This window comes from Candidatus Methylomirabilota bacterium, assembly GCA_036002485.1.
Lineage (GTDB): Bacteria > Methylomirabilota > Methylomirabilia > Rokubacteriales > CSP1-6 > AR37.
In genome coordinates, this window is the sequence record DASYTI010000202.1 from 1 (window position 1) to 25,434 (window position 25,434).

Annotated in this window: 20 protein-coding genes; 16 read left to right on the forward strand and 4 right to left on the reverse strand. The window is 67.9% G+C overall.

The window, feature by feature from the left end:
* The 8 genes from VGT00_17945 to VGT00_17980 all read left to right on the forward strand — a co-directional run.
* Positions 1-497, forward strand: a 497-nt coding sequence (locus VGT00_17945; GenBank protein HEV8533310.1) for a tetratricopeptide repeat protein, incomplete at its 5' end; no start/stop codon positions are given.
* Positions 498-510: 13 nt separating this feature from the next.
* Positions 511-1,821, forward strand: coding sequence for an FAD-binding oxidoreductase (locus VGT00_17950; GenBank protein ID HEV8533311.1), 1,311 nt, complete (start codon positions 511-513; stop codon positions 1,819-1,821).
* Positions 1,822-1,936: 115 nt separating this feature from the next.
* A complete protein-coding gene (locus tag VGT00_17955) occupies positions 1,937-3,070 on the forward strand; it encodes an ABC transporter substrate-binding protein (protein HEV8533312.1) in 1,134 nt (377 codons plus the stop codon).
* Positions 3,049-4,176, forward strand: a complete 1,128-nt coding sequence (locus VGT00_17960; GenBank protein HEV8533313.1) for an ABC transporter ATP-binding protein — start codon at positions 3,049-3,051, stop codon at positions 4,174-4,176. The genes VGT00_17955 and VGT00_17960 overlap by 22 nt, the downstream gene beginning before the upstream one ends.
* On the forward strand, positions 4,173-5,081 hold the full coding sequence (locus VGT00_17965) for an ABC transporter permease (protein HEV8533314.1): 909 nt from the start codon (positions 4,173-4,175) through the stop codon (positions 5,079-5,081). The genes VGT00_17960 and VGT00_17965 overlap by 4 nt, the downstream gene beginning before the upstream one ends.
* 108 nt (positions 5,082-5,189) lie before the next feature.
* Positions 5,190-5,954: an ABC transporter permease gene (locus VGT00_17970; protein ID HEV8533315.1), complete on the forward strand. Its 765-nt coding sequence runs from the start codon at positions 5,190-5,192 to the stop codon at positions 5,952-5,954.
* Positions 5,955-5,988: 34 nt separating this feature from the next.
* Positions 5,989-7,215 (forward strand): M20/M25/M40 family metallo-hydrolase, encoded by a 1,227-nt coding sequence (locus tag VGT00_17975; GenBank protein ID HEV8533316.1) that lies wholly within the window; start codon positions 5,989-5,991, stop codon positions 7,213-7,215.
* Positions 7,216-7,226: 11 nt separating this feature from the next.
* The gene (locus tag VGT00_17980; GenBank protein HEV8533317.1) at positions 7,227-8,378 is read left to right on the forward strand and encodes a Xaa-Pro peptidase family protein; all 1,152 of its coding nucleotides are present in this window, start codon (positions 7,227-7,229) and stop codon (positions 8,376-8,378) included.
* Between the two features lie 254 nt (positions 8,379-8,632).
* On the opposite strand, the gene VGT00_17985 is transcribed toward VGT00_17980, so the two are convergent.
* Complete coding sequence (locus VGT00_17985) at positions 8,633-9,331, reverse strand: antibiotic biosynthesis monooxygenase (protein ID HEV8533318.1); 699 nt, start codon at positions 9,329-9,331, stop codon at positions 8,633-8,635.
* A 74-nt stretch (positions 9,332-9,405) separates the two neighbouring features.
* Here VGT00_17985 and VGT00_17990 point away from each other — a divergent pair, with 74 nt between their 5' ends.
* Both VGT00_17990 and VGT00_17995 read left to right on the forward strand, forming a co-directional pair.
* Positions 9,406-10,260, forward strand: coding sequence for an LLM class F420-dependent oxidoreductase (locus tag VGT00_17990; protein ID HEV8533319.1), 855 nt, complete (start codon positions 9,406-9,408; stop codon positions 10,258-10,260).
* Positions 10,261-10,289: 29 nt separating this feature from the next.
* Positions 10,290-10,529: a DsrE family protein gene (locus VGT00_17995; protein HEV8533320.1), complete on the forward strand. Its 240-nt coding sequence runs from the start codon at positions 10,290-10,292 to the stop codon at positions 10,527-10,529.
* 181 nt (positions 10,530-10,710) lie between these two features.
* Here VGT00_17995 and VGT00_18000 read toward each other — a convergent pair whose 3' ends face one another.
* Together VGT00_18000 and VGT00_18005 are read right to left on the reverse strand one after the other, a co-directional pair.
* Positions 10,711-11,808, reverse strand: a complete 1,098-nt coding sequence (locus VGT00_18000) for an FAD-dependent oxidoreductase (protein HEV8533321.1) — start codon at positions 11,806-11,808, stop codon at positions 10,711-10,713.
* A 23-nt stretch (positions 11,809-11,831) separates the two neighbouring features.
* On the reverse strand, positions 11,832-13,565 hold the full coding sequence (locus VGT00_18005) for a thiamine pyrophosphate-binding protein (GenBank protein ID HEV8533322.1): 1,734 nt from the start codon (positions 13,563-13,565) through the stop codon (positions 11,832-11,834).
* Positions 13,566-13,792: 227 nt separating this feature from the next.
* Here VGT00_18005 and VGT00_18010 point away from each other — a divergent pair, with 227 nt between their 5' ends.
* The 6 genes from VGT00_18010 (at position 13,793) to VGT00_18035 (ending at position 24,093) form a co-directional block, all read left to right on the forward strand.
* A complete protein-coding gene (locus VGT00_18010; GenBank protein HEV8533323.1) occupies positions 13,793-14,989 on the forward strand; it encodes an acyl-CoA dehydrogenase family protein in 1,197 nt (398 codons plus the stop codon).
* Between the two features lie 3 nt (positions 14,990-14,992).
* Positions 14,993-16,102, forward strand: a complete 1,110-nt coding sequence (locus VGT00_18015; GenBank protein ID HEV8533324.1) for an acyl-CoA dehydrogenase family protein — start codon at positions 14,993-14,995, stop codon at positions 16,100-16,102.
* A gap of 15 nt (positions 16,103-16,117) precedes the next feature.
* Positions 16,118-18,484: a xanthine dehydrogenase family protein molybdopterin-binding subunit gene (locus VGT00_18020; protein HEV8533325.1), complete on the forward strand. Its 2,367-nt coding sequence runs from the start codon at positions 16,118-16,120 to the stop codon at positions 18,482-18,484.
* Between the two features lie 74 nt (positions 18,485-18,558).
* Positions 18,559-21,942, forward strand: coding sequence for an adenylate/guanylate cyclase domain-containing protein (locus tag VGT00_18025; GenBank protein ID HEV8533326.1), 3,384 nt, complete (start codon positions 18,559-18,561; stop codon positions 21,940-21,942).
* Between the two features lie 146 nt (positions 21,943-22,088).
* Positions 22,089-22,427 carry a P-II family nitrogen regulator gene (locus tag VGT00_18030; GenBank protein ID HEV8533327.1) on the forward strand — a complete coding sequence of 113 codons (339 nt, stop codon included), beginning with the start codon at positions 22,089-22,091 and terminating at the stop codon, positions 22,425-22,427.
* Positions 22,428-22,665: 238 nt separating this feature from the next.
* Positions 22,666-24,093: an ammonium transporter gene (locus VGT00_18035; GenBank protein HEV8533328.1), complete on the forward strand. Its 1,428-nt coding sequence runs from the start codon at positions 22,666-22,668 to the stop codon at positions 24,091-24,093.
* A gap of 169 nt (positions 24,094-24,262) precedes the next feature.
* Here the strand turns inward: VGT00_18035 and VGT00_18040 are convergent, their stop codons facing one another.
* A complete protein-coding gene (locus VGT00_18040) occupies positions 24,263-25,249 on the reverse strand; it encodes an ABC transporter substrate-binding protein (protein HEV8533329.1) in 987 nt (328 codons plus the stop codon).
* Between the last annotated feature and the right edge of the window lie 185 nt (positions 25,250-25,434).

A 25,434-nucleotide genomic window follows, 5' to 3' on the forward strand; every position in this document is an offset into this window, starting at 1 on the left:
TGGCGGTGTTCGGGATCTTGGCGCTCGCCATGCCGGGCCTCGTGACCGCCGACGGCGGGGGCGGAGGCGGTGGGGACGGAACTCGGGAGAGCAGATCGGGCAAGGCCGCGGATCCTCAGTACGGAGACGCGGTGAAGGCGATCAAGGCCGGCAAGTTCGCCCAGGCGATTCCGCTTCTCGAAGGTGTGGTGGCGCGCGAGGGCACCAACGCGGATGCCTACAACTGGCTCGCGTACGCCACGCGCCGGAATGGCGACCCCGCCAAGGCAATCCCCATCTACGAGAAGGCCCTGACCCTCGACCCCAAGCACCGCGGAGCCCACGAGTACATCGGCGAGGCCTATCTGATGCTGGGTGAGCTGGCCAAGGCCAAGGAGCACCTGGCCACCCTCAACTCCCTCTGCACCTTCTCGTGCTCCGAGTACCGCGATCTGAAGAAATCGATCGAGGTCTACGAGAAGAACGGCGGGAAGTCCAAGCCCGCGGCGTCGCGGTAAGGAGCGGGGAGGGGTGACGAGGATCCACGCGCCCGCGTCCTGCGATCCGCCCACGTCGGTGTGGACGGCCGCCGAGCCCCTCCCCGAGACCACGCCCCTCGAGGAAGATCGTCGTGCCGATGTCGTGGTGGTCGGCGCCGGTTATACGGGCCTGTCGGCGGCGCTGCACCTGGCCGAGCGGGGCGCCGACGTGGTGGTGCTCGACGCGGCGGAGCCCGGGTGGGGCGGCTCGGGTCGAAATGGCGGCCAGGTCATTCCCGGTCTCAAGCACGAGCCGGATGAGCTGGAGCGCAAGTTCGGCCCGGAGACGGGGCGGCGGATGTGGCAGATCTCCGGGGGGGCCGCCGATTTCGTTTTCGAGTTGATCGCCCGCCACAAGATTTCCTGCCATGCTCAGACCTGCGGCTGGATCGGCGCGGCTCCGCACGCCGCCGCTCTCGAGAGCTTGCGGTCGCGGACGGAGCAGTGGCAACGGCGTGGTGCGCCGGTCGAGCTGCTGGATCGGCAGAAGATCGCGGAGCTGACGGGAACCACCTGCTACGTGGGGGGCATGCTCGACCGGCGCGCCGGAGCGCTCCAGCCCCTGGCCTATGTGCGCGGGCTCGCGCGGGCGGCCAGGCAGGCGGGCGCGGCCATCCACGGGCACTCCGCGGCGAGAAAGCTCGAGGCTCACGCGGGAAGCTGGCGAGTGGTCACGCCGACCGGAGCCGTGACGGCGACCACCGTCATCCTTGCCACCAACGCCTACACGGACGCTCTGTGGCCCGGACTCAAGCGCACCGTGCTGCCCGTGCAGAGCTATCAGGTCGCCACTCGCCCGCTGCCCGAGGATGTGCGGCGCCGGGTGTTGCCCGGCGGTCACGTCGTCTCGGACCTGCGTCGCATCCTCTTCTACTTCCGCCTCGACCCGGAGGGTCGTCTCCTCATGGGCGGACGCGGTCCTCTCAACGACAGCGGCGACCCCGCCCTCTTCGCGCGGCTCGAGGGGATCGCCGCGCGGTTCTTCCCGCAGATCGGCGCGCCGGATTGGGAGCATCGCTGGAGCGGGCGGGTGGCCCTCACGGCCGATCACCTGCCGCATCTGCACGAGCCGCGGCCCGGCGTGCTGATCGGCCTCGGCTACAACGGACGGGGCGTGGCCATGGCCACCGTCATGGGCAAGCTGCTTGCCGATCGCGCCCTCGGCGTGTCGGCGGCGGACGTGGGCTGGCCGGTGACGCCGATCACCCCCGTCCCCCTCCATGCCTGGCGTCTGCCCGCCATGGCTCTGGTACTGCACTGGAAGCGCTTCCAGGACTGGCTCGACGCGCGCCGGTCGGCTTGACACTCTCGAAGGGCGCGTGCTAGAGAAGCGAGACGTTCCACCGACGATCCCGACGACGCGACCGGAGGCACGACGGCTCAGCGCGCCGGGCACCTCCCGGCAGGAGGGCAAACCAATGATCGAGCGCACGGATCGGGGCAAGGCCGCCATCGCCACAGCGTCGCGCCCCGGCATGCCAAGCAGACTCTCCCGGCGGACATTTCTCGCGGGCGCGGCCAGCGTGGCCGCCGCGGCCGCGGGCCCGTTCGTCTGGATCCCGCGAGCCGGCGCGGCCGGCAAGGTGGTCATCCGCACCATCGGTGGGTCGTACGAGGAAGCCAACGTGAAGGCGATCTTCGAGCCGTTCACCAAGGCCACGGGCGTCGAGGTCGTCAAGGTCCCCGCCACCCTCGGAAAGCTCCTCGCCATGTTCGAGTCCGGCAACATCGAGCTGGACGTGGTCGACGCGGGCGAGCTCGGCGTGCTCTCCCTGAGCCAGAAGGGCGCGCTGGAGAAGATCAACTACAAGAGCTGGAAGCTGACCAATCCCGAGGACTTCGACCCCGCCATCCGCCACGACGACATGATCGCCAACATCTTCTACTCGACGGTTCTCGGCTACAACGCGCAGACCTTCCCCACCGGCAAGCAGCCACGGAGCTGGGCCGAGTTCTGGGACCTCAAAAAGTTCCCCGGCCCCCGCATGCTCGCCGATCTCGCCTCGGGCACGGTCGATTTCGAGTTCGCTCTCCTCGCCGACGGCGTCCCCCGCGACAAGATCTATCCGATCGACGTGAATCGGGCCTTCAAGGCGCTCGATCGCGTGCGCCCGGGCATCCGCAAGTTCTGGGACACGGGCGCGCTCTCGGCCCAGATGCTGGCCGACAAGGAGGTCGTGCTCGGGAGCATCTGGAACGGGCGACTGCAGGCGGTGGCCGACAAGGGCGCCCCCCTCGCCATCGAGTGGAACGAGGCGTGCCTCCAGACCCAGTTCTGGTCCATCCTCAAGGGCGCCAAGAATCTCGAGAACGCCCAGCGCTTCATCGAGTTCGCCTGCCAGCCGGAGATCCAGGCCAGCCACGCGAAGCACATTCCGTACGGGCCCACCAACCGTCAGGCCTTCAAGAGCATTTCCGCCGACGTGGCGGCCCGGCTGCCGTCGAGCCCCGAGCACAAGGCAAAGGCCTTTCTGCAGAACGGCAAGTGGTGGGCGGACAACCGCCCCATGGTCAGCGAGCGCTGGTCGCAGTGGCTGCTCCAGAAGGGATAGGAGCCGGGGCCGAGGTCCGACTCCACGAGCTGACCAAGACCTTCGGGCCGGTGGTCGCGGTGCGCGACGTCTCCGTCACCGTCGCGCCCGGCTCCTTCTTCACGCTTCTCGGCCCCAGCGGGTCCGGCAAGACCACCACCCTCATGATGGTGGCGGGCTTCGTCTATCCGACCCGCGGCGAGGTGTTCGTGGATGGCGTGCCCATGGCGTCGCGGCCGCCCCAAAAGCGCGATCTCGGCATGGTTTTCCAGAGCTACGCGGTGTTCCCGCACCTGACCGTCGACGAGAACATCGCGTTTCCTCTCGAGATCCGCAAGGCCTCGCGCGCGGAGATCCGCCGCGCGGTGGGCGAGGCGTTGGAGCTGGTCCGGCTGCAAGGTTACGAGCGGCGGCTGCCGCGCCAGCTTTCGGGCGGCGAGCAGCAGCGGGTGGCCCTGGCCCGCGCCCTCGTGTTCCGGCCCCGCGTGCTCCTGATGGACGAGCCTCTCGGCGCGCTCGACAAGAAGCTCCGCGCCCACATGCAGCTCGAGCTGAAGCATATCCAGCAGCATCTCCACGTCACCGTTCTCTATGTCACCCACGATCAGGAAGAAGCCTTGACCATGTCCGACCGCGTGGCCGTGATGCGGGGCGGGCGGATCGAACAGGTGGGGAGCCCCGCCGAGCTCTACGACACGCCGGGGAGCAGCTTCGTCGCCGACTTCATCGGTGAGTCGAACTTTCTCGAGGGGATCGCCCTCTCTGCCGAGGGAGATGGACGCTGGCGCTGCCGCGCGGCCGGTGGGCTCGAGTTCCTCGGCGTCGGCGCGGTGCCGCTTCAGGCTGGGCAAGCCATCACCGCCGCCATCCGGCCCGAGAAGCTGGTGCCGGCGGAGGACGGCGGTGAGAGGGTGCCGGGCAAGCACGTCAATACGTGCAAGGGGGTCGTCGAAGAGGCCATCTACGTGGGCGACGCCACGCGATATCGGGTCGACCTCGGGCCCGACGGCGCCCTCACGATCAAGGTGACGAACCGTCTGGCCGCCCGACCGCTCTCGGCCGGCGCCATGGCCGCCCTCACCTGGTCGCCGGACGAGACGCGCCTCTTTCCTCGCGGGGAGACATGAGCGCGCCGGAGGAAGCCTCGGTCTCGGCTGACGTGAGGTTGGCGCCAGAACCTTCTCTGGCATCGGCCGAGCGGCGGGAGAGGTGGCGCTATCTCCTGGCGCTTCTCCCCGCCCTCCTGCTCTTGGCCGCCCTCTTTGTCTACCCGCTCCTTGGTATCGTCAACCGGAGCGTCTACAAGGCGGGCTACACGCTCGAGTCCTACCGCCAGATCATCCGGGTCCCCGTCTACCTCCAGGTCATCGGAGGGACATTCAAGATCTCCGCGCTCGTCACCCTCCTGTGTTTGGCATTCGGCTACCCTCTCGCCTACGTGCTGGCGACGTGCCGCCCGCGGACGGCGCGGCTCCTCATGATCATCATCGTGCTTCCGTTCTTCACCAGCATCATCGTCCGGACCTATGCCTGGATGGTGCTCCTGGGGCGGAACGGCATCGTGAATCAGTACGTGATGGCGCTCGGCTTGACGGACAAGCCCCTGGCCCTTCTCTACAATCAGGGTGGCGTGCTGATCGGCATGACCTATGTGCTGCTCCCGTACATGGTGCTGACGGTCTACAGCGTGATGCTCGGAATCGACCCTGGTCTCATCCGGGCCGCGCACAGCCTGGGCGCGAGCCGCCTTCAGGCCTTCCGGCGCGTGTTCCTGCCCCTCTCGCTTCCCGGCATTGCCGGAGGAACGCTACTCGTGTTCATCCTGAGCCTCGGCTTCTTCATCACGCCGGCCCTGATGGGTGGCCCGAGCGACGTGATGATCGCCATGCTGATCGAGCGCGAGGTCGAGATCACGCTCAACTGGTCGTTTGCCTCCGCGCTGGCCGTCGTCCTCCTCGGGCTGACCCTCGTCGGATTCCTCGGCTACAACCGGATTGTCCGGCTCGAGCGGATCTTCGAGGGACGGGCGTAATGGTTTGGCGAAGCGCAGCCGTGGCCATGGGAGGCGCAGCCGTAGGCGAGCCGAGCTGACATGATAGCCGACGAGGGGCAGCGGAACGGGCCCGGGAGGGCGGCGGTCATGGCACTGGCGGGCGCCGTGCTGCTCTTCCTCATCGCGCCGGTCGTGATCATCGTGATCGTGTCGTTCAGTGGCGCCGAGTATCTCAAGTTCCCCCCGCCTTTCCTTTCGCTGCGCTGGTACGAGCGCTTCCTCGGCGTGCCGAGCTGGCGGCAGGCCATCGTGGTCAGCACGCAGGTCGCGGGGTTGACCATGGTCCTCGCCACCGTCCTCGGGCTCCTCGCCTCCCTCGCGCTGGTGCGCGGCCGGTTTCGCGGGAAGGGCGCGATCTATGCGCTCCTCCTCTCGCCCATGATCGTGCCAACCATCATCACGGCCATCGGCCTCTATTTCTTCTTCGTGCGGATCAAGGCCACCGGCAGCATCGTGGCCATGGCCCTCGGCCACACCGTTCTCGCCCTGCCCGTCGTCGTGATCATCATGGCCGCCACCCTCCAGGGCTTCGACATCCGCCTCGAGCAGGCGGCCCTCAGCCTGGGGGCGAGCCGCTTGACCGCGCTGCGGCGAATCACGCTTCCCCTGATCCTTCCCGGAGTCATGTCGGCGGCGCTCTTCGCATTCCTGACCTCGTTCGACGAGCTCTTGATCCCGCTCTTTTTGTCGGGAGTGGAGGTACAGACCCTCACGGTGAAAGTTTGGAACAGCCTGCTGCTCGAGGTCGACCCGACCATCGCCGCCGTCAGCTCGTTTCTCATCGGGGTGACCACGGCGGTGCTCGGCGTCAGCGCCCTCCTTCGAGGGCGTCGCGAGGCCTCCCGGGCGTGAGGGGGAGGCGACCGAATAGTCAGAGGAGAAGTCCATGCCCGACGTGAAGGAACGCATCCTGGCCCGCATCGAGGCCGACGAGGTCATCGAGTTCGCCCGCGCCCTCGTGAAGATCCCCAGCTACACCACTGACGAGACGCCCGTGGCCGAGTTCCTCCACGGCTTCTTCGAGCGCGAAGGCTTCGAGAGCACACTGCAGGAGGTCGACCCCGGCCGCTTCCAGACCATCGCCCGTCTCCGGGGCTCGGGGGGCGGGACCAGCCTGATGTTCGATGGCCACATCGACATCGACCCCATTCCCGGCGGCTGGATTCGCGACCCCTGGACGCCGACGATCGAGGGCGACCGCTTCTACGGCGCCGGCATCTACAACATGAAGGGCGGGGATGCCGCGATGATCATGGCCGCGGTGGCCGCCCGCCGCGCCGGCGTCCCGCTCAGGGGCGATGTATCGGTCGCCGCCGTCGTGGGAGAGCTGCAGGGCGGCGTGGGCACCGTCCACATGCTGAAGAGCGGGATACGTGCCGACCTCGCCATCGTGCCCGAGCCCTATAGCACCCAGAACATCATCACCAAGCACACCGGCGCTTTCGAGCTCGTCGTCCACATCCTGGGCCGCAGCGCGCATATCTCACGGATGGAGCACGGGGCCAGCGCCATCAGCAGGGCCGCACGCGCCGTGGCGGCGCTCGAGGCTCTGCGTCTCCGGGGCGAGCCCGATCCCGATCTTCCCGGCCTGCCGCGTCTCCTGGTCGGCAGCATCATCGGAGGTCGCGGGCGAGAGTGGGAGCTGCGTGGTCCCAATATCGTCCCCGACGTCTGCTCGCTCTTCGTCGACGTGCGATTCCCCGCGAGCCTGACGCCCGAGTCGATCCTGGCGGATATCCGGAGCGCGCTCGATCCCCTCGCGGCCTCCGACAAGGATTTCCGCTACGAGATCGAGTTCCCCGCGCTGCCTGGCCGGCGCATCATGCGTGAAGTCATGCTGCCTCTCTCCGTTCCGCGCGATCATCCGCTCGTCCAGACCCTTCGGGCCAACGTGGTCGCGGTCCGCGGCGTCGAGCCCACCATCGGCGCCGTGGCGCCGTTCAGCTATGCCGGCAACGACACCTCGCATCTCTACCGGGCCGGCATTCCCTGCTGTCTTTACGGGCCGGCCGGCGGCTATGATGAGGCTTCGCCCGACCGCTGGACGTCGGTCGAGCAGATCGTGACCTGCGCCCGCGTGTTCGGCGCCACCATCGCCGACATCTGCAGCTGATCGGAGAGTCCATGGCCCTGCACTTCTCGAAGCAAGAACTGGCGGCCCGGCGGCGGCGCGCCTGCCGAGCCATGGCCGAACGCGGCCTGGACGGCCTGGTCATCTTCCGGCAGGAGAGCATGTACTACCTGACCGGCTACGACACGAGCGGCTACAGCATGTTCCAGGGAATGTACCTCGGAGCCGACGGAGCGCTCGCCCTCTGCACCCGCTCCCCCGACCTTCGCCAGGCTCGCATCACGTCGGTCATCAGAGACATCCGCATCTGGCGTGACCGCCAGGGCGCGAACCCGGCCGAGGATCTCCGCGACATGCTGGAGAGCTATCGCGGCCGAGGGAAGCGACTGGGCATCGAGTACCACGCCTACGGTCTCACGGCCCAGCGCGGGCTGATGGTCGACGCCGCCCTCCACGGCTTCTGCCGAACTGAAGACGCGAGCGACCTGGTTCGTCTTCTCCGTCTCGTCAAGAGCCCGGCCGAGCTGCGCTACATCCGGCGGGCCGGCCAGCTTGCCGACGAGGCCCTGGCCGTGGCGAATCGGATGACCGTTCCCGGCGCGCCCGTGGGCGGGATCTACGCGGGGATGCTGCACCCGATCGTGGCCGGCGACGGCGATCCGTCCGCGAGCCGGTGGCCGATGGGCAGCGGCCAGGAGGCCCTCCTCGTCCGGTATCACACCGGCCACGGCAAGGTCAGGGCGCGCGATCAGGTCACCTTCGAGTTCGCGGCATCGTATCGTCACTACCATGCGGCCCTCATGCACGTGGTGCTGACGGGCCGGGTGGACCGCCGCCACGAGGCGATGTTCCGTGCGTGCCGCGAGGCGCTCAAGGAGTGCGAGGCGGTGCTGCGGCCCGGCAAGACGGTCGGCGATGTCTACGCCGCTCACGCGCGTGTCCTGACCCGGGCTGGGTACAAGGGGCATTTCCTGAACGCCTGCGGCTACACCATGGGCGCGACCTATCCGCCGACGTGGATGGACGAGCCGATGATCTACGCGGACAACTCCCAGGTGCTGGCGCCCGGCATGGTCTTCTTCATCCACATGATCCTGCTGAACAGCAAGACCGGCCTCAGCATGTGCCTCGGGGAGACCTCCATCGTCACCCGGCGCGGCGCCGAGCCGGTGACCCACGCCCCCAAGACCCTCGTGGCCAACTGATCAAGCATCCCTCTCCCCTCAGGGGAGAGGGCAGCCGTTCGAGCCGAATCGCTGCCGACGAGCCTCAGGTGAGGAGAGCGACGAGGCGAGGGCTGAGTTGATTGAGGGGCCGCTCCTGACACCGCCTGAGAGTCTGTCCGAGGAAATCCGCACACTCGCGAGTAGAAATGGTCCGCTTCGAGCACCGGCTTCGCCGGCACAATCTGTGGCGGGGGGAGGCTTCGGAAGGGGGGCAGAGCCCCCCTCCGAGCTACCTAGTCGATGAGCGCGTAAAGCCGCTCGTCGTAGAGGCTGCCGCTCATCGGGCCGAGGGCCTCCCGGAACTTCTTCACGTGCGGGGCCACGATGTGGTCGTCGAGCGCCTTGCCGTCCGCCCAGGCTTCGACCAGCGTCATGTGATTGGCCCGATTGGCCTGGGTGAGCGCGTCGAAGCGGAGGCTGCCCGCATCCTTGCGGCTGGCCTCGGCCAGCTCCTTCACGATGGTGGTTCCCTGGTCCTTGAAGGTTGGAATGACGTCGACGTGAGTCAGGGCGTAGACCGCCCTGCCCGTGACCGCTTTGTCCGCGCCGAGGGACAGGCCGACGTGCTGGCGCTCGTCATAGGCGGCGGTGAGGTGGCGCTGCAGCTTCTCCCTGAACTCCTTCGTATGTGACGACCGGGCATGGGCTTCCTGGGCGGCCGGGCTCTTCCATGCCTCGACCATCGCGAAGTGGTTCGGGCGCTCGGTCCGGTGGAGCGCGTCGAAGCGGATGCTCCCTGCCTCTTTCCGACTCGCGTCGCGGAAGGCCACGAGAAGCCCGCGGGCCTCTTTCACGGCCGCGGGCGCGACTTCGAAATAGGTCACCACGTACATGGGTATGGGCTCCTGACCGCTTGCGGGTTGGTGGACGGAGACTGCCAACGCCCCTGAGACGAGCATGCCCAGCAGCAGGTGACGAGTGAGCCTGGCCATGATCGGGTCCTCCGCGATGTCATGGATGCGATATAGTCCCTCACGCCGCTACCCGGCATCAAGGAGACCATGCCATGAAATTCGGACTGCATTCCGTGAACCTGCATAGCTGTGGCTACCCTGACGCCGCCGCGCGGTTCGGCCGGGCCGCCGAGGCCGCCGGCTTCGAGTCGCTCTGGGTGGCCGACCACGTGGTGCTTCCCGATCCGCCCGTGCCCGGGCGCCCCATGGCCCCCGACATGCGACTGATTGAGCCCATCGTGGCCCTGACGTTCCTCGCCGCCCATACCTCGCGCATCCTCCTGGCCACGGGCGTCATCATCCTGCCCCAGCGCCAGGCCGTGGTGCTCGCCAAGCAGCTCGCGTCACTCGACGTGCTCTCGAATGGCCGGCTCATCTTCGGCCTCGGTGTCGGCTGGTGCGAGCCGGAGATGCGCTCGGTCGGGGTGCCGTTTCCCGAGCGCGGGCGCATCGCCGACGACTACCTGGCCGCCATGCAGGCGCTGTGGACGAAGGCGAAGCCGTCCCATCAGGGCCCGCACGTGTCGTTCGACGGGGTCCAGGCCATGCCGCGACCGGTACAGACGCCGATCCCGATCGTCGTGGGTGGACGGACTCCGCCCGCCTATCGTCGCGCAGTGACCAAGGGCCACGGCTGGTACGGGTTCGGCCTCGACGTGGAGGAGACGCGCAAGAGCGTGAGCGCGCTGCGCGAGGCGGGGAAGAAATCTCAGCGGCCGGCGGAGCTGGGCACGCTCGAGATCAGCGTGACGCCACCCGGCTTCGATATTCCGGACAAGACGATGCTGGACGCCTATGCCGCGGCCGGGGTGGATCGGCTCATGCTGAGGCCGCGCCCGGACATGGACACGCCGGCCCTGGAGCGCTTCGCCGCGGAGACCGGGCACACCCTCGGCCTCAAGACCTGATCGAGAAACCTGGAGAAAGTGAGGATCCCATGGCGAAACTTCTGATCACGGCGACGTACGGTTTCGACAATTCCACTCGTGCCGCCATGCCGTTCTTTGTCGCCAAGGGCGCCAAGGAGTCCGGAATCGACGTGGGTCTCGTGCTGGCGCTGGACGCGACCGTGCTGGTCAAGCCCGAGGTCCGAAAGCATGTGCAGCCCTACGGGCAGCCGCCTCTCGAGGAGCTGTTCCAGTTCACGGTGGAGCACCGGATTCCCGTCTACGTCTGAGGAGGCTGAGCCCAGACCCGGGGGGTCTTGGACGAAGACCTCAAGCGTGTGCCGAACGTCGAGAAGATCGACGTGAAGAGATATGCCCAGCTGCTGGTGGAGTACGACCGCTCCGTGTCGTACTGAGCCGCGCCAGAGCAGTCGCGCGATACCGTCGAACAAAGGTGAGAATGCGCTGTGTTCAGTCCACTGCGACGGCGCGGAGGCGCGCCGGGTCGAAGGGGCGGAGATCCACCGTGGAGGGGGCGCCCTGAGTGATCAGCTCGGCCAGCGCGAGACCAGTGGCGGGCGCGTTGAGCATGCCCCAGGGGCCGTGGCCGGTTGCCACGTAGGCGCCGGACACTCGGGGAACGCGCCCGATGAGCGGCAGGCCGTCGTCGGTGACGGGACGATAGCAGGCTTGCCGCTTCAGGATTGGCGCGGCGGCCAGGGCGGTGGAGAGGCGTCCGGCCGCGCGCGCGAGGACTGCGCACGACGCGTCGTTGACCTCGACGGCCTCCGGAGTGTCGGGGAGCGGCGCCGGATCGGCCATCCCGCAGATGTAGACCTCTCCGTCGGGCCGGGGAAAGATCTCCGGCTCGAGCGCGCGGCCCTCGGCCGTGCGGTAGTCGACGAACAGCGCGTGGGCGGGCAGCTCAGGCGCGGCAAGCGTCACGCTGTAGCCCTTGAGCCCGCGAACCGTGGGCAGCCGGAGGGTGCGGGCCACGCGGCTCGTCCACGGACCCATGGCCAGGACGACGGCGTCGGCCTCGATGATCTCGCCGTCGACCCTGACGCCTCGGACGGCGCCGTCGCGCTGCATCACCTCTTCGACGACTCCGATGCGGAAGCCGCTGCCGCGCCTCGTCGCGGCGTCGAGCAGGGCGGCGGTGAACCGCGCCGGATGGACCTGGGCGGTGGTTTCGGGGGATCCGAGAGCGGCGGTGACGACTCCGGCGCCGTCCAGCCAGGCTGGAGCGGGCACGCGATGATCACCCGCGATGGCCCCCCGCTCACGCGCGGCCAGCATGAAGGTGTCCATGCGGCGATAGCCGTAGTCGGTGCCCAGCTGGCGAGCCAGCTCGGCGTGAAGGGCGAAGCTCGCGCGGGCCAGCGGGCCGAGCTCCGATCCGTCGCACCAGTCGAGGGCGAGGAAACCTCCGGACTTGCCCGACGCGGCGCAGGCCACCCCGCAGCGCTCGACCACGGTGACGGCCACGCCGCGACTGGCCAGGAAATAGGAGACGGCGGCGCCCATGACACCGGCGCCGCAGACGACCACGTGGCGCGGGGGCGTCACGTCATTTCGCGGTGTGGTTGATCCTACAGGCGCCAGTCGGGATACCAGATCGAGTCGGCGCCCACGCCTTCGCGCGCCACCGTCACGTCGATCAGGTAGGGCCGGTTGTCGCGCGTGATCTTCTCCATGCCGCGACGGAGGGCGGGCTCCAGCTCCTTCGGGGTGGTGACAGCCTCGCCGTCCACCCCCTGCGAGCGGGCGAGGCCGACGTAGTCGGTGGCGGGGGCGCTCAGATAGAGTCCCGGATACTTGCCGTCGCGGACCATCTTGCTGTCCGGCATCTCCCGTGCCCAGTTGTGCCGCACGATCTGGTAGCTCTCGTTGTTGGACACGACGGTCAAGACCGCGGCGTTGTAGCGGGCCATGGACCAGAAGCCCGCCGCGCTGTAGGTCAGCGCGCCATCACCCAGGTTGAGCACCACGGGCCGCTCGCGGCCGACGGCGATCTTCGCGCCCACCGACGCACCCACACCGAATCCCAGCGAGCCGCCTCCGCTGCGGGTCCAGACCATTCCTTCGTGTCCGAAGGGCAGCAGAGTCGTCCGCGCCGTCGAGCTCTCCTGGACCATGACGGCGTTGCGGGGCAGGATTTCCGCGAGGTGGGCTTCGAGCAGGCTGGGATGGACGATCGGATCGTGCTCGTGCTCGCGCACCAGGTCTTCTTCGCGGTTGATCAGCAGCTTCGCGTAGGTGCGCACCTTGGCGCGCTGGCGTGCCCACGAGGCGACCCGATCGGAGGGGTGCAGGCGCGTCAGCGCTTCGGTGAGACTGCGCAAGGTGTCGCGTAGCTCGCATTGCGCGGCGACGTCGAGCGGATAGTGGCGCCCCATGAGCAACGGGTTGGGTCCGATCTGCATGATGGTGGGCTCGGTCACGCTGCCGTGCACGCCCTGACAGCCCACGAGGAAGAGGAGATCAGGCTTGAGCCCGGTGGTCTTCTGGAAGTCCGCGGAGACCGGATACATGCCGCAGTAGAGCGGATGCCGGGTGGGGAAGTTTGCAAAGATCTGCCGGGTGCCGAATACCGGCGCCTCGAGCGTCTCGGCCAGCCGCACCGCCTCCGCTTGCCCTCCCTCGCGCCAGACATCGTCACCGAAGATCACCACCGGGCATTGCGCCTCGCCGAGCCGTCGGGCAATCGCCTCGACCGTCTGTGGCCGCGCCGGCCCCGGGCGCTCGATGGTGTACTGCGCGGCCTCGCCGATCTGCGCTTCGAGCCCTTCTCGGTTGAGCAGCTCCGCGCTGATGGAAAGGTATACGGGGCCGGTGGGAGGGGTGGTTGCTTCGCGGAGCGCGCGCGTGGTGGCCACGGTGATGGCCGCGGGGTTCGTGTGCACCTGATAGGCGCAGCGTGCCTCCTTGGTGATCGGGCGCATGGTCTCGGCCTGGCTCAGGCCAGGAAACGGCGCGAGGCCGCGATAGTCCTGGAGCTCGGAGGCCCAGTCGCCCGCGATGACGAGCAGGGACGAGCCGGCGACCTGCGCGTTGAAGAGCTGCCCCGAGAGCTGGTGCGAGCCGCCCATCACGTGGGCGATGATGACGCCGACCTTGCCGCTCATCCGGTGATAGCCGTCGGCCATCGCGGCCACCAGCCCCTCGTGCTTGGCGACCACGAGCCGCTGGTCTCCGTCCTCGGCGATCGCGGCAAAGATGCCCGTCTCCGCGGAGCCTGGATTGGTGAAGAGGTATTCGACCCCCGCGTCCTTCAGGGTCTGGAGGAGCAGCATCCCGCCCGTGCCAGTGATGGTCTTGCGCATGGTCGACCTCGCTGTCATCGATCGTTCACTATCACAAGCTCGCGCCGTTTGCCGGCCCCTCATTCACTCAGCACTCGCCTCGCCGCTCGAGGCGAGCGTCTCAGCTCGAACGGCGACCCTCTCCCCCGATGGGGGAGAGGGATAGAAGAGCCGGAGCAGTATAGCAGGCCGCCCGCCCCCTGGGCTGGTGGTCGCTGGACGGACGCGCTATCCTGTCGGCCGCCCTCATGAACTTCGAGTTCAGTCCGGCCGAGCAGGCCTTCGCGGTAGAAGTGCGCGGATTCCTGCGCGCGCATCCGCCCGAGACCTTCCCCGTCGATGGCATGGACGCGGGCTACGGCTCGGGCGCCCACTCGCGCCCATTCCTGCGGGCCCTGGCGGATCAAGGATGGCTGTCCTTGACGTGGCCCCGCGCCTTCGACGGCCAGGAGCGGCCGCTGACGTACAAGCTGCTCCTCTTCGAGGAGCTGGCCGCCGCCGCGGCGCCCTTCGGCCCCCTCGCGGGCTGCGACCAGACCGCGGAGGGAATCATCCGCCATGGCTCGGAGTACTTGCGACGCGAGGTCCTGCCGCGCATCGCGCGCGGGGAGGCCACCTTCTGGCAGGGCTTCAGCGAGCCCGAGGCCGGCTCGGATCTCTTGTCGCTCAAGACCGAAGCCACGCGGCAGGGCGACGGGTACCGGATCCGCGGGCACAAGATCTGGAGCAGCCATGCGGGCATCAGCAGCTATGGTCTCGTTCTCGCCCGCACCGGACCCGCGGCCCGTCGATCGCAGGGCTTGAGCATGTTCGTCGTCGACAATGCCACGCCGGGGATGGACATCCGGCCGATCCGCAGCCTGACCGGCGAGGTGTACCACTACGAGGTCTTTCTCGACGACGTGCGGGTGCCCGCAGAGTGCCTCCTCGGGAAGGAGGGGGAAGGCTTCACCCAGCTCTTGAGAGGGCTCGATACCGACCGCTTCTGGGGACGTTTCTACAAGGCCCCCATGCTTCGAAGAGTTCTCGGCGAGCTCGTTCGGTATGCCAACGAGACGAGGCGGAACGGCGTGCCGCTCGCGCGCGACACGGCGATCCGCCGCCGGCTCGCGAGCCTGGCCACGGACATCGAGGCCGTGCGCCTGCTCTTCTACCGGATCGGCTGGATGCTCCAGGAAGGCCTGCCCACTCCGTACGAGACGGCCCTCGGCAAGGTCATGGCCGACGAGCTGGGACAGGCGGTGGCCGCGTTCGGCATGGAGATGCTCGGGCTCTACGGGCCGCTGAAGCAGGATTCGCGGTGGTCGAAGCTCAGCGGCTCCATCCAGCATCTCTACCAGACGAGCATGGGCCAGACCATCGCGGGCGGCACCTCGGAGATTCTCCGGTCCACGGTCGCCACGCGCGGGCTCGGCCTGCCGAGCGAGCCCCGGGCCCGGGACTGACCGATGGACTTCCGCCTCACTGACGCTCAGACCTTGCTGGTCAACACCGCGCGGGAATTCCTCCGCCACCGGTGCCCGCCCACGGTCGTCGAGGAGAGCGTGGCGAGCGAGCGAGGGTTTTCCGCCGAGCTGTGGAAGGAGATCTCGCTCCTCGGCTGGCCCGGGCTGCTGATTCCCCCAGACTATGGCGGCAGCGGCGGCTCTCTGCTCGACGTCAGCCTGCTCATCGAGGAGATGGGGCGCGCGTGCTTCCCGAGCCCATACGTGCAGAGTGCGGTGGTCGCGACGTCGTTGCTCGTCACCGCCGCCAATTCCACCCAGCGGGAGCGCCTGCTCCCCGCCATGGCGCGGGGAGACCGCATCTGCACGCTGGCCCTGACCGAGGACAGCGGGTCTTTCGAGCGGGACGGGCTGGGACTCGAGGGCGAGGTGGGCGGCAAGCTGGCGGGACGCAAGCTCTTCGTGAAGGACGCGCATGTCGCCGATGATCTCATCGTCGTCACCCGGGGCGCCGCGGGAGCCAATCTCTTCTTGCTGGAGACTCAGAGGCCCGGCGTGACCGTTCTCCCCATGGAGACCATCGCGGGAGAAAAACCGTGTGAGGTGAGCTTCGCCGGCGTGGAGACGCGGGCCGATGATCTCCTCGGCAAAGCGGGTGAAGGATGGGAGCTGCTTTCGCATGCGCTCCGGGCCGGCGCCCTGGCCCGAACCGCCGAGATGGTCGGCTGCGCTCAGCGCATCCTCGAGCTGTGCGTCGACCACGCCAAGGCCCGCAAGCAATTCGGCCGGCCCCTGGGATCGTTTCAGGCCGTCCAGCATTCCTGCGCCGACCTGTTGCGCGATGTCGAAGGGGCGCGCTACCTTCTCTACCGCGCCGCCTGGAAGATGCAAGAAGGGCGCGAGGGTGCCGCGGATGTCGCCATGGCCAAGGCCTATGCCGGCCAGGCCTGCCAGGCGGTGGCGCGACGGGCGCATCAGCTCCTGGGCGCGATCAGCTTCTGCGAAGAGCATCCGCTGCATCTCTTTCACAAGCGGATCCTGGCCGCCACTCTCGACTTCGGTGACCCCACGCACCATCTCGAGGCCGTGGCGACCGCGATCGGACTCCAGTAGAGGACGAGAACTGACATGAGCGACCCGGTAACTGTCCAGAAGTACGCGATCGGCCAGTCCGTGCACCGCCGAGAGGACCCGCATCTCCTCCAAGGGCTCGGGCGCTACTCCGACGACGTGAACCTGCCCCGCCAGGCCTACGCCGTGGTCGTGCGCTCGGTGCACGCGCACGCCCGCATCCGGGGTATCGACGCCTCGGCCGCGCTCAAGGCTCCGGGCACGCTCGCCGTGCTCACGGGTGACGACTTCGCCGCCGACGGCCTCGGCAACCTGCCCACCGATTCGAATCGCAAGCGCCGCGATGGGTCGCCGGCCTTCGCGACGCCGCGGCCGGCTCTCATACGGGGGCGTGTCCGGCATGTGGGCGATCCCCTGGCCCTCGTGGTGGCGGAGACTCCGGAGCAGGCCGCGGATGCCGCCGCCCTCGTGGCCGTGGACTACGAGCCATTGCCCGCGGTGGCGGGAGCGGTCGAGGCCACGCGTCCCGGGGCGCCCGCGGTGTGGGACGAGGCGCCGGACAATGTCGCCTTCGTCTGGGAGGCGGGCAATCGCGACACCGTGGCGCGCGCGTTCGAGGCGGCGGCGCACGTGACCCGCCTCGACTTCGTGGTCTCCCGGGTGGCCGCTGCCCCACTCGAGCCACGTGCTGGCGTCGGCGAGTTCGATCGCCGCAGCGGGCGCTACACGCTCCATACCGGGATCCAGGCCCCGCACGGTCTTCGCACCCTGCTCGCCGAGCAGGTGTTCCGCGTGCCCCAGAGCACTGTCCGGGTGGTGACGGGGGAAGTCGGGGGCAGCTTCGGGATGCGCAGCGGCATCTATCCCGAGATGGTGCTGGTGCTCTGGGCGGCCAAGCGTCTGGGGCGCCCCGTGAAGTGGACTTCTGATCGGCGCGAAGGCTTCGTCACCGACGAGCACGGCCGCGACAACGTGACCAGCGTGGAGCTGGCCCTCGACGCGGGCGGAAAGTTCCTGGCCTTGCGTGTCAATCTCATGGTCAACATCGGCGCCTACCTGACGCCCCGCAGCGCGGGTCCCGCCACCAACAATGTCGGCGGCGTGGCCGGCGTGTACACCACGCCCGCCATCCACCTCACGAGCACGGGTGTCTTCACCAACACCACGCCGACCGGCCCCTACCGTGGGGCCGGCCGTCCGGAGGCGACGTACGCCATCGAGCGGGTCATCGACGTGGCCGCGCGCGAGCTCGGAATCGACGCGATCGAGCTGCGCCGCCGGAATCTCATCCCGTCTTCCGCGATGCCGTTCAAGACGGGGCTCGTCTTCACCTATGACTGTGGCGACTTCGCGCGCGTCATGGACATGGCGCTGGTCCTGGCCGACCATGCCGGGTTCGAGGGGCGCCGCGCGGAAGCCAGGAAGCGCGGCAAGCTTCTCGGTCTGGGCATCGCGAACCCCATCGAGGTTGCCGGAGGGCCGTACACGGGCGTCAATCCCGATACGGCGGAGATGCGCGTCAATCCCGACGGCTCCGTCTCGCTCTTTGCCGGATCGACCTCGATGGGGCAGGGGAACGAGACGGCCTTTACTCAGATCGTGAGTGACCGGCTCGGCCTGCCGCCCGAGCGCATCCAGGTCTTCTGGGGCGACAGCGACGCGCTGGGCGCCGGGCGGGGCAATGGCGGGTCGGGCGCCCTCACCGTGGGCGGCTCCGCGGTCCTGCGCGCCACCGAGAAGGTGATCGAGCGCGGGCGACGCATCGCCGCCAAGCTCCTGGAGGCCGCGCACGAGGACGTCGTCCTCCGCGACGGCCGCTTCACCGTCACGGGCACGGATCGCGGCGTGACGTTCAACAGTGTCGCCCGCACGGCCTATCAGCCGCGCCAGCTCCCCGCCGGATTCGAGCCGGGCTTCAGCGAGACGGCGGCGTTCGTGCCGCCCGCCGTCACCTTCCCCAATGGCTCCCACCTGTGCGAGGTCGAGATCGACGAGGAGACGGGGGTCGTGCGGGTGGTCCGCTACGCCGTGGTCGACGATGTCGGCCGCATGGTCAATCCCATGCTCGTCAAGGGGCAGATCCACGGCGGCATCGTTCAGGGCCTCGGCCAGGGGCTCTTCGAGATCCTGGCTTACGAATCGGCGACCGGCCAGCTTCTCTCCGGCTCGTTCATGGACTACGCCATGCCCCGCGCGGATGATCTGCCGCTCTTCGACGTGGACTCGCACGAGGTGCCGACCCAGGTCAATCCGCTGGGCGCCAAGGGAGTGGGCGAGGCGGGCACCGTCGGCGCGCTCCCCGCGCTGCTGAACGCGGTCAATGACGCCCTGGCGCCGCTCGGGGTTCGGCACCTCGACATGCCGGTGACCCCCGAGCGCGTCTGGCGCGCCATCCGCGACGCGAAGGGTGGCGTCGCTACTTGACGGTCTGATGGTTTGCGGCTAGCCTCGGCCAACCTGTCCTACCTCGATCGTCCCGACTTGCCGGAGGCTGCACCGTGAAATGTCCTCGGTGCCAAGCTGAAAACCCCGCGGGCATGCGGTTCTGCGGGCAGTGCGCAGCCCCGCTCGAGGCCGTCTGTCCGTCGTGCGGGGCGGCCAATCCGCCCGGCCACAAATTCTGCGGACAGTGTGCGGCTCCGCTGGAACCATCCCAACCCTCCCGCTTCCTCGCGCCGGATGCCTATACCCCCAAGCACCTCGCCGAGAGGATCCTCACCTCCAAGAGCGCGCTCGAAGGTGAACGGAAGCAGGTGACGGTCCTCTTCGCGGATCTCAAGGGCTCGATGGAGCTCCTGGCCGACCGCGATCCCGAAGAAGCCCGGAAGATCCTCGACCCGGTGCTCAACCACATGATGGAGGCGGTGCACCGCTACGAGGGCACGGTCAACCAGGTGATGGGCGACGGGATCATGGCCCTCTTCGGCGCGCCCCTCGCCCACGAGGACCACGCGGTGCGGGGCTGCTACGCCGCCCTGGCCATGCAGGGCGCGGTGAAGAGGTACGCGGACGACATGAGACGGAACCACGGCGTCACCGTCCGGATCCGCGTGGGCCTGAATTCCGGCGAAGTGGTCGTGCGGGCCATCGGCAGCGACCTTCGCATGGACTATACGGCGGTGGGGCAGACCACGCATCTGGCCGCGCGCATGGAACAGCTCGCCGATCCGGGCGCCACCTTGCTCACGGCGGACACGCTGGCCCTGGCCGAGGGTTACATCGACGTCAGATCCGTCGGTCCCACGCCGGTGAAGGGCATGGCCGAGCCGGTCGAGGTGTACGAGATGCTCGGCGCCTCCACCATCCGGTCTCGGTTCGCGGCGGCGGCTGCGCGCGGCCTGACGACATTCGTGGGACGGACGGCCGAGATGGAGCAGCTCGCGCAGGCGCTCGACCATGCCAAGGCCGGACGAGGACAGGTCATCGGCGTGGTCGGCGAGCCCGGCGTCGGGAAGTCGCGTCTGTACTACGAGTTCACCCATTCCCATCGTGTCCAGGACTGCCTCCTGATCGAGAGCGTCTCCGTCTCGTACGGCAAGGCGACCGCGTACCTCCCCGTGATCGAGCTGTTGAGGAGCTATTTCCGGATCGAGAGCCGGGACGATGCCCGGATCATCCGGGAAAAGGTGACGGGCCGGCTCCTGTCGCTCGACCGGGCCCTCGAGCCGTTCATGGCCGCGTTCCTGTGGCTGCTCGACGTGTCGACGGACGATCCGCAGTGGGAGCGCCTCGACCCCCCGCAGCGGCGTCAGCAGACCCTCGACGGCGTGAAGCGGCTGCTCTTGCGAGAGAGCCAGGTCCAGCCCGTCGTGGTGGTGTTCGAGGACCTGCACTGGATCGACGCCGAGACGCAGGCGCTGGTGGACGCGCTGGTGGAGAGCCTCCCCGCCGCCCGCGTCCTGCTCCTCGTCAACTACCGCCCCGAGTACCAGCACGCCTGGGGCTCCAAGACGTACTATCGGCAGCTCCGCATCGACCCGCTGCCCGCGGCGAGCGCCCACGAGCTCCTCGATGCCCTTCTCGGTGATGACGCGTCGGTGCGGGCGTTGAAGCCTCTGCTCGTCCAGCGCACGGAGGGGACGCCCTTCTTCCTCGAGGAGAGCGTCCGCACGCTCGTGGAGACGCGCGTGCTCGTGGGCGCCCGGGGCGCCTACCGGTTGCAGAAGCCGCTGAGCACGATCGAGGTGCCGGCGACCGTGAAGGCGCTCCTCGCCGCCCGCATCGATCGCTTGCCGTCGGTAGAGAAGGGTGTTCTCCAGGCCGCCTCCGTCATCGGCACCGACGTGCCGTTCGGGCTGCTCCAGGCCATCGCGGGCATGCCCGACGAGGAGCTTCGACAGCACCTCGTGCAGCTCCAGTCCGCGGAGTTCCTGTACGAGACCAATCTCTTTCCCGAGCTCGAGCACACCTTCAAGCACGCCCTGACCCACGAGGTCGCGTACGGGACGCTCCTGGGGGACCGCCGGCGCACGCTCCATGCGCGGATCGTCGAGGCCATCGAGCGGCTCTTTGCCGGGCGATTGACCGAGCAGGTCGAGCAGCTCGCCCATCACGCGGTGAGAGGTGAAGTCTGGGACCGGGCCGTCACCTACCTCCACGAGGCCGGAGCCAAAGCCTTCAGACGCTCGACCTACCCCGAGGCCATTGCGTACTTGACCCAGGGCCTCGAGCTCGCCGCGAAATTGCCGCCGGGCCGCGACCAGATGCGGCAGGAGCTGCGGATGCTGCTCTCGCTCGGCCCCACGCTCCAGATGACACGGGGATTCGCCGCGGCGGAAGTCGAGAGAACGTACGCCCGCGCGCGTGAGCTGTCCGAGGAGCTCGGCGCGCCGGTCGAGCTTTTTCAGGCGCTGTGGGGTCTCTGGTTGCACACGGCAGGCCGGGGACGCCAAGACAGGGCCCGGCCGTTCGCCGAAGAGCTTCTTGCCCTGGCGGAGCGGCTTGGCGATCCGGCCCTGCTGCTCGAGGCACATCACGCGATGTGCCCCAGCACGCTCTGGTCGGGCGACCCGGACGCGACCCGGCGACATGGCGAGAAAGGCATGGCGCTCTACGATCAAGAGACGCATGCCTCGCTGGCCTTCCTCTACGGCGGGCACGACCCGGGCGTGTGCTGCCGAATGCATTCAGGGATGGCCCTCTGGTTCCTGGGGTATCCGAAGAGTGCGCTGGAACGCAGTCGCTCGGGCCTGGCCCTGGCCCGGGATCTCTCCCACCTGGGGAGCATCGTCAATGCTCTCCCGTTCGCAATGTTGGTCCATCAGCTCCGGGGGGACGAAGCCGTGGTACGGGAACTGATGGAATCAATCATCATGCTCTCGACCGAGCACGGATTTCCGCAATGGCTGTTGTTTGGGAAGATGTTCGAGGCCTGGTTCCGGGCGGAGCAGGAGGGTGGTGAGGCTGCCATCGCTCAGCTTCGCGGAGCCATTGCCGAGTACCGGGCAACGGGGAACGAGCTCTACGTTCCGGGATTTTTCTCTCTCCTGGCCACGGCGCTCTTGAAGCATGGCGCAGCTGAAGAGGCGTTGGGCGTCGTGGCGGATGCGCAGGCGATGGTCGAGGCGACCGGAATGCGGCTCTGGGATTCGGACTACTCGCGCCTCAAGGGAGAGCTACTGCTCGCGCGTGATCCAGGGGCCGGGCAGGATGCGGAAATTGCGTTTCGTCAGGCCATCGAGATCGCGCGCGGGCAGAGCGCGAAATCATGGGAGCTGCGCGCGGCGGTCTCCCTGGCCAGACTGTGGCAACGCCAGGGCAAGCGCCAGGAGGCGGCCCGGCTGCTCGCGGAGGCCCACGGCTGGTTTACCGAGGGCTTCGATACCGCCGATCTCATGGAGGCGAAAACCCTGCTCGATCGATTGTCCGCCGCCTCGACGTGAGATCGTAGATGGGATGAAGCGGCCCTCCCTGTCTTGACACCCCGAAGCCCGCAGGCGCATCATCACGGAACAGATTTTTCGGGCCGGAGGCCCGCTGGTGTGTCCGCTTCCCGATCATCGTGACCGGGTGAAGGAGTTAATAGGTGATGAAGATGATCATGGCGCTCATCGAGCCGCAGAAATTCCCTGAAGTCAGGCAGGCGCTCTTCGACATCGACGTACGCGGAATGACCGTCTCTAACGCGATGGGTTCCAGCCGGGAGGTCGGATTCAAGGAGACGTACCGAGGCGTGGACGTGGACATGTACCTGTTCAAGAAGGTGCGGCTCGAGATCGCCGTCAGTGACGATCGGGTGGAGCCCGTCGTGGAGGCAATCTGTCGTTCCGCCCGCATGGAGCTGGCGCGCACTCACGGTATGATCTTCGTCTATGAACTTTGCGACGCCGTCAAGGTGACCGGTGAGCGAGGAGTGAGCGTCATCTGAGCGGCAGCGATCCCATCACACGATTACCTGGAAGCACTGCCGTCGTTTTATCTCATCGGGGCGCCCTCGTCCGCACCGGCGGACGGCCGCTCGACGTCGTTCCGCCTGGATGGTCTGGGGAGGGCCCCAACGCATGAGCTCAACCTCGCGACACTCGTTCCGTCCCTCGCTCATTCTCCTGATCATGACCGTGTGCGTGCTCTCCTCAAGCCCCCTCTGGGCGGGTCAATCGAACGCAGTGCCCGACGCGACGAAGGCGGACGCGAGCGGCACGACCGTCGCCAAGCAGACCCCATCGCTGGAGCAGCGGGTGGCCGATCTCGAGGCATATCTGAACAACAGAACGCGCGGGGCCAATGGCCCGGCCACCACGCGGGTCGAGGGTCCCGGGCCCGGGCACAACGCCTGGATGATGATGTCCGCGGCCCTGGTCCTCTTCATGACCCTGCCGGGGCTTGCGCTCTTCTACGGCGGCCTGGTCCGATCGAAGAACGCACTCTCGATCCTGGCACAGCTCCTCGGGATCTCGGGCCTGGTGACACTCCTCTGGTGGGCCGTGGGCTACAGCGTGGTCTTCTCATCGGGAGAGACCTCCAGCGGCTGGTCGCTCGTGGGCGGTCTGAAGTATGCCTTCCTGAAGGGCGTCGGCCCGGCACCGAACACCGACTACGCGAGCTGGGTGTCGCAGAGCGCCTTCTGCATGTTCCAGATGATGTTCGCCATCATCACGCCGTCCCTGATCATTGGTGCCGTCGCCGAACGGATGAAGTTCTCTGCGCTGATGGTCTTCGTCTTCTTGTGGATGATCTTCGTCTACTTCCCCCTCGCGCACATGGTCTGGGGAATCGACGGGATGATGAACGGGGTTGGGAACCCGAAGGCCGTGATCAAAGCGGTCGACTTCGCCGGGGGAACGGTGGTGCACATGTCGTCTGGATGGTCCGCTCTCATCCTGTGTCTGATTCTGGGGCGCCGGACCGGGATCAAGGGCAGGCCCGCCGTGCCGCACAACCTGGTGCTGACGGTGATCGGCACGGGGATGCTCTGGGTGGGCTGGTACGGATTCAACGCCGGGAGCGCCCTCGCTGCGGACGGAGTGGCCGCCACCGCGTTCATGACCACAACGCTGGCGGCGGCCACCGCATCGTTGGTCTGGGTCGGGGCGGAGTGGACGTTCAAGGGGAAGCCAACGGTCCTGGGCTTCTGCTCGGGCATCGTCGGCGGGTTGGTCACGGTCACGCCAGCCTGTGGCTTCGTCACGGCAAGCGGCGCCGTGCTGCTGGGGATCATGGGCGGCTTGATCCCGCTGTGGGCTGTCTATCGGCTCAAGCCCGGCTCGAACTACGACGACGCGCTCGACACCTTCGGGATCCACGCGGTCGGCGGGACGGTCGGGCTCGTGATGACCGGACTCCTCGCGACATCCGAAGTCAACCCGACCCTGATGACCAACCTGAGCGGCCTCGTTGGCGGCCGTCTCTGGATCGAGCAGTTCAAGGCCATGGGTCTGACTCTGGGGCTCTCCATCATCGGCACGCTGGCCGCGGCGTTCATCACCCGAGCGCTGGTCGGCCTGCGGGTCCCGACCTCCGCGGAGCAGCTCGGGATGGATATCACGGAACACGGCGAGGAGGCGTACGCTGGTTTCCAGACCGTGTTTGACTGAGGGCCTGGGCCAATCCAGTCATCTCCGACGTGCGAATGGAAGACCCTGCGCCGACGAAGCCCCCTACGCTCGGATGTCGACGCCAGCGTCGACCGCGCGGAGGATAGAAGGCAACAGGGGAACGACGCTGCCGCGACGACCAAGTGCCAGATGACCGTGCGCCGATTCATCACTGGATGACCTCGTCCGCCCGGAGCAGGAGCGACGGCGGAATCGTCAGGCCCAGCGCCTTGGCGGTCTTCAAGTTGATGACGAGCTCGAACCTGGTGGGTTGTTCCATCGGTAAGTCGCCCGGTCGGGCGCCCTTGAGGATCTTGTCGACATAGATCGCGGCGCGGCGAAAGAGGTCAGGCAGATTGGTACCGTACGACATCAGCCCGCCGGCGTCCACGCCCTCCCGAACGGGCCACATGGAGGCCAGTCCGTTCCGTGCTGCGAGATCGTTGAGACGTTGGCGGTGACTGACGAAGAGGGTCTCACCCAGGACGACGAATCCCTTCGCGCGCCCCTGCTTCATCGTGGCAAACGCCTGGTCGAAGTCCTCCACACCGCGGAGGCCCGTCGGAACTAACGCCACCCCCAGTTTCCGGGCGGCCTCCTCGCTGGCTCCTAGATAGATCAAGTTGATGCGAGACGTGGTGTTGAAGAGAATTGCGATACGCGACCCCTGAGGTAAGACCTCCCTGAGCAGGTCCAGGTTCTTCCCGTAGATCTCCGGACCAGGCACGATGGTCAGTCCCGTGATGTTACCGCCCGGACGGGCGAGGCTCTTGACGAGTCCAGCGCCGATCGGATCCTCGGCGTTGGCCATGACGATGGGGATCTTCGTGGTCACCTGTTTCACGGCGACGGCTGTTCTATCGACGCCCACCACGAACACATCGACGTTGAGTTCGGCCAGCTCGGCGGCGAGAGCCGGAACCCGCTCTCGTTTCAGGTCCGCGAATCGGTGCTCGATGCTGAGGTTTCGGCCTTCAACGTATCCATGTTCCCGGAGCCCGTGATCCAGTGCTTGAATCAGGTATATGACGCGCTCCCGCGAGCCTTGCCACGGGACTCCGACCCGATACACCTTCTGCGCGGGCTGTGCCTGGGCGGCCACCGGCGCGGCAAGGACAGCGAGGCCCAGCGCACCGACGAACTCGCGGCGGTCCATTACTCGATGGCCGTGTCCGCCCGTAACAGGCGCTTCCCTCGGTGTCGCCTCGCTCGCGAAGGGCCTCGATCTCGGCGATCGCGTCGAGATCGCGAGGCCGCCCGGCGGCGCGCTTGAGGTGAATGAGTCGGAACGGGCCTAATCTAGCACGCCAAGCCGCCCCGCTGATGCCGGCTGCGACCGTC